Below are 4,562 nucleotides of genomic sequence, written 5' to 3'. Positions count from 1 at the left end.
CCAAAAGCCAATCCAGCGGGAGCCGAGCGGATTTTCCACCCCAGGGGGAAATACTTCGCCAGTTTTAAAACTCGTCCAAGCGGGATTTTTGATTTTTTCCATGACTTGCCATTCGCCAGTTGGTGTCTCCCAGCCTTTCTTCCCAATGGCGACGGGATAACGTTTGAGCAGCTTATCTCCCCGATAGACATACACCCGCTTTTCTCTGAGTTTGAGGACGAGACTGACTACTTCTTCGGTAGGTTTACCAGTTGCAGCGACAGCAGGCTTGGTGGTAGAGGTAGGGCTAGTCCCAGTTGATTTGTTGGGAGTAGCCGGATTGTTACTATTAGCTGGCGACGAGAGCGGCTCTAATTTCTGCGGTGCTTTGGTTGTTGGTGCGGGTGTGGGCTTGGTGGGTATTTGTGCTATTAATGCTGGCGGTGGGCTGTTGCGGCGATGGTCTTGAGTTTCTGCAAACAGCCGCGTGGGGATAATTGTTAACATGGTTGTTAGCAATAATCCCGTACTGAATCTTAAAGAAATGACGAATCGAGACATTATTAAATGTTGACTTTAGTTTTAAGTTGTAATGCAGTGAAAGCTAAAGTTAGCTTACCCAATTTAAGATTAGTTCGTTCACTCACTAGTTTATCGTTGGCGATCGCCGTTTTGGCTGTCTGTGCTTATGGTGGGTGGATAGTGAATAGCTTGCACTGAGCGACAGCCGAAGTGCGGATTTAGGCGTTGCTAAATTGGGGTATGAAGCATAGATCTTGCCCTCACCCCCAACCCCTCTCCCAAGCTTGGGAGAGGGGAGCCGGAGCCGGAGGCGATGGCGGGGTGAGGGCAAATCATACCTTAAATTAGCAACGCCTGAAATTCGTTATTGAGCTGAGTACGAAGTGGGGATTGAAGTTAATTTAGACATCGCGGTCAGAGCGTATAATCGGACTCGATCGTCTGCGTCGTCTAGAAGCATTCCTAGAGCTGGGACGGTCGCTTTATTACCCAGGTTCCCTAGTGCTGCGGCTATTTCCTGTTTGACGATCGGCAGATGTGCCGATTCGTGGCAGTAGAGGTAATTGACGAGCTGTTGACTAGCATAAACCCGCTCTTGCTCGGTTTTACTAATAGCAATAATAATTTCTGGAGCCAGATCGTTGGAAATCTCTGCTAGAGCGGCGATCGCGCTATCGATCGCCGCCCTACTGCCGATCCAGCCGAGGGCGAGAATCACTGGCGATTTTAAGCGATCGGGCGTCAGGGGTGAGATTAATACTTCGGTCAAGATGTCTACAACACTGGGATCGGGCAATCTGGCTAAGCCGAGAGCGGTGGCTTCACACACGCCAAAATCGAGGTCGAATAATAACGGTCGGAGGTGTTGACTCAGGTTTAGTTCCACTGCCAAATCCCCTCGCAAACTAAGCGATATCGCCGCCGCCTTGCGGACGCTAGCCGCGACATCGGTAAGTTTGGCAAGTAGGAGTGGCGGTATGCGCGGATCGTGAAAGCTACCTAATGCTTCGACGATAACGGTGCGAAGCTGGGGATCGGGGTCTTCAAGCGCCTGGATTAGTGGCACGATCGTTTGTGAGTGCCGAATACGCGTCAGAATAGTTACTGCCATCCCCCGCTGGGTTGTCGATAGGTCGGGAGTAGCTAAGATCTCGGTCAATGCGGCGATCGCGGGAGCACCGATTTTGGTGAGCGACCCGATCGCGATCGCGGTTAATTCGGCATCTGCGTCAGTCTGAATTACGGCGATCAGCGCAGCGATAACTGGCGGTCGATCGAACTCCCCTAAGATTCGCGCGCAGCACCACCGATTCTCTAAATCAACGTCTGGGTCATTCAACAGATTTAGCAGCGGTAGGATGGCAATTTCACCCACTTTAGGGACAATTTTACCAGTCTCCCACTGCTGCTCGAAATCACCCTCGGTCAATATTTGCAAGGTGAGGTTTAAAACTTGCCGATCGCCTTGAATCTGTGTGAGGGACAAGTTTTGCAGGGCGGCGATCGCGATCGACCATTGTCTCTCACTGGCTGCGGCGATCGCTCGATCGAGATCGTGCATGATGTGTAATATCGTGAAGGCTGCTCTAAGCGTTGTATTCAAGAGAAGGAAGCGCAAAGGGAGCCGAGTTGACATCGTGATTTTAACGATCGGAAATCATCTATAACCCACAGAAATCACCCATAACCCTTGTGGTGGGCAGTGGTCAGTGAGCGATAGCCGAACTGTGCCCACCCTACTACTCTACTACTCCCAACTCCCATCTCCCATCTCCCATCTCCCATCTCCCATCTCCCAACTCTTATCTACTTGCTAAACCAACTAAAACTAGTACTGCTTCGATCGCGTAAAAGACGCCAACGACTTGAGTTTCCGTCCAACCGCTCAACTCCAGGTGATGGTGAATTGGAGCCATCTTAAACAGCCGTTTACCTTTGCCCTCAGCATCTTTGGTGGCTTTATAGTAACCGACCTGCGCTGTGACTGAGAGCGCCTCGATCGCAAAGATACCACTGAGGATAAACAGCACCCAGAGATTTTCGGTCAAAATCCCGACCGCAGCTAAGGCACCACCTAGAGCGAGGGAGCCAGTATCGCCCATAAAGACTTTGGCTTTATTGCGATTGTGGACGACAAAGCCGAGATAGCTACCGCTCAGGCAAATACAGAAGATCGCCAGACTGGGTTCTTTGGGATAGATAATTGCGGCTAAACCAGCCAGGGCGATCGCCCCCGTTCCGCCAGCCAAGCCATCGACACCATCGGTGAGATTGGTGGCATTACTTTCGGCAAGCAGGGCAAATACTGCTAGTCCCCAGAAGAGAAAGCCCAGCGGTAGGAAGACGTTAAACGGCAGATGGACATTGGTAATCGCGTTACCCCTACTGTAGAAAGCCCAACCGCAAAAAGCGATCGCGATCGCCGCTTGGAGTAATAATTTACCTTTGGGAGTCAGACCTTCATTTTTGCGGTTGCTCAAACTTTTCCAGTCATCGACACCACCGATCGCCAGATAGCCCAAACTAGTCACCGCCACGGCGATCGCATCCGGATCGAACTGCGACCACAACACGCCTAAAATCACCCCGACTGGCACGACAAAGATCCCCCCCATCGTAGGCGTTCCCGCCTTTTTGAGGTGTGCTTGCGGGCCATCTTCGCGGATGAATTGACCCATCTTCAACTGCTTGAGTTGGGGAATCGCGCGATAACCGATCGCGGCGACGAGTCCGGTAGACACCAAAAATGGTAAGAGTAACGATTCGGTCAGACTCCTACCATTTTGCCAGTCCAACCACAGCAACGCTCCTACCAGTCCGATGCCTAGTAAAATTAGTAACACAGTGCCCGTAGGATTGAGACCCCTGACAGATGCTGATTTACCCTCCATCTATTTCCTCCGAGGTAATTTCATCACTACGTTTGTTAATCGAGTCAATCTTGAAGATTTTAGCTGCACCGGATCCTTAGATATCGTCGGTATCGTCAGCATCATCGCTTTCTTCTTCTTCTTGATAGCCGCGATCGTCTTCAAATAATTCTTCGTCTAGATTGGGTTGATCTAAGGCGGAGATGGCGGGATCTCGTTCGTCTCGATCGATCAGCCGACCTTGAGCTTCGAGCCACTCTAGAATTGAAGTATTTCTTTGTTCGGCAATTACGGGAGCAGGTTCGTAACGAGGTTGTTGTTTTAATGCTGGATTGATAAATGAATCTAGCACATCCAGGTCGAGGGAATCGGGCATGGTAAGTTGATTAGCTTTAAGTTCTCATAGTCTATCATTTTAGGGGAGAGGATCCAGTCGCATGGAGGCGATCGTCACAAGTTCGAGCGACTTTTTGAGTGCGATTAGACATCACGATTCATTAGCAAATTTCTATGCCAAAAGCCCAACTACTTGCCGCGCTTGCAGATAAAAATCGCGGTATCCTCGCCACCCCAGTGGATCGACAGGCAATTCTGGCAACAATTACGGAGCTAGAATTTCATAATCCCCATCCTCGCCCCTTGACAACGGCGCTCGACTTATTAGCTGGAAATTGGCGACTGCTATATACTAGCAGCCAGAGTCTTCTGGGCATCGATAAGTTTCCCCTCGTTAATCTCGGCACGATTTATCAGTGTATTCGACCGATAACTAGCGCGGTTTATAATATTGCGGAAGTAAGTAGTATCGTACCCGGATTGAATGGCCTAGTCGCGATCGCCGCTAAATTTACGCCCGTGAGTGAAGCTCGTGTCAATGTGGAATTCAATCGTTCGGTGATTAGCTTACAACGGTTGGTGAATTATGCCGATCCCGATCGCTTTATTGCGGATCTCGAAAATGGTCGTAAATTTACCGCGATCGATTTGCCGATCTCGCGGCGCGAAGATCGCTCCCCCGCTTGGCTGGAAGTTACCTATCTGGATGACACGCTGCGCATCAGTCGCGGTAATGAAGGTAGTGTTTTTGTTTTGGCACGATCTTAGGATCGTGAATAGTGGATAGTGGATAGTGAATGGTATGAAGCATAGATCTTGCCCTGCTTGGTGAAACGCACGCTGAGGAAGCCTCAG

The 4,562-nt window shown here is 50.2% G+C and carries 5 protein-coding genes; 1 reads left to right on the top strand and 4 read right to left on the bottom strand.

Annotated elements, in window-relative coordinates; all coding sequences use genetic code 11:
* The 4 genes from RMO35_RS09975 to RMO35_RS09960 all read right to left on the bottom strand — a co-directional run.
* Nucleotides 1–486 (bottom strand): L,D-transpeptidase (locus RMO35_RS09975; protein ID WP_309740804.1); only part of this gene is annotated, 486 nt, incomplete at its 3' end.
* 379 nt (nt 487–865) lie between these two features.
* Nucleotides 866–2,104, bottom strand: coding sequence for a HEAT repeat domain-containing protein (locus RMO35_RS09970; RefSeq protein WP_309740799.1), 1,239 nt, complete (start codon nt 2,102–2,104; stop codon nt 866–868).
* 199 nt (nt 2,105–2,303) lie between these two features.
* Nucleotides 2,304–3,392: a phospho-N-acetylmuramoyl-pentapeptide-transferase gene (gene mraY / locus RMO35_RS09965; protein WP_309740797.1), complete on the bottom strand. Its 1,089-nt coding sequence runs from the start codon at nt 3,390–3,392 to the stop codon at nt 2,304–2,306.
* 76 nt (nt 3,393–3,468) lie between these two features.
* On the bottom strand, nt 3,469–3,747 hold the full coding sequence (locus RMO35_RS09960; protein ID WP_309740795.1) for a DUF3134 family protein: 279 nt from the start codon (nt 3,745–3,747) through the stop codon (nt 3,469–3,471).
* 134 nt (nt 3,748–3,881) lie between these two features.
* Here RMO35_RS09960 and RMO35_RS09955 point away from each other — a divergent pair, with 134 nt between their 5' ends.
* Nucleotides 3,882–4,475 (top strand): PAP/fibrillin family protein, encoded by a 594-nt coding sequence (locus tag RMO35_RS09955; protein WP_309740793.1) that lies wholly within the window; start codon nt 3,882–3,884, stop codon nt 4,473–4,475.
* Nucleotides 4,476–4,562 lie beyond the last annotated feature (87 nt).

Source organism: Chamaesiphon sp. OTE_20_metabat_361 (assembly GCF_031364565.1).
This window is presented reverse-complemented; position numbering and strand designations above follow the sequence as displayed.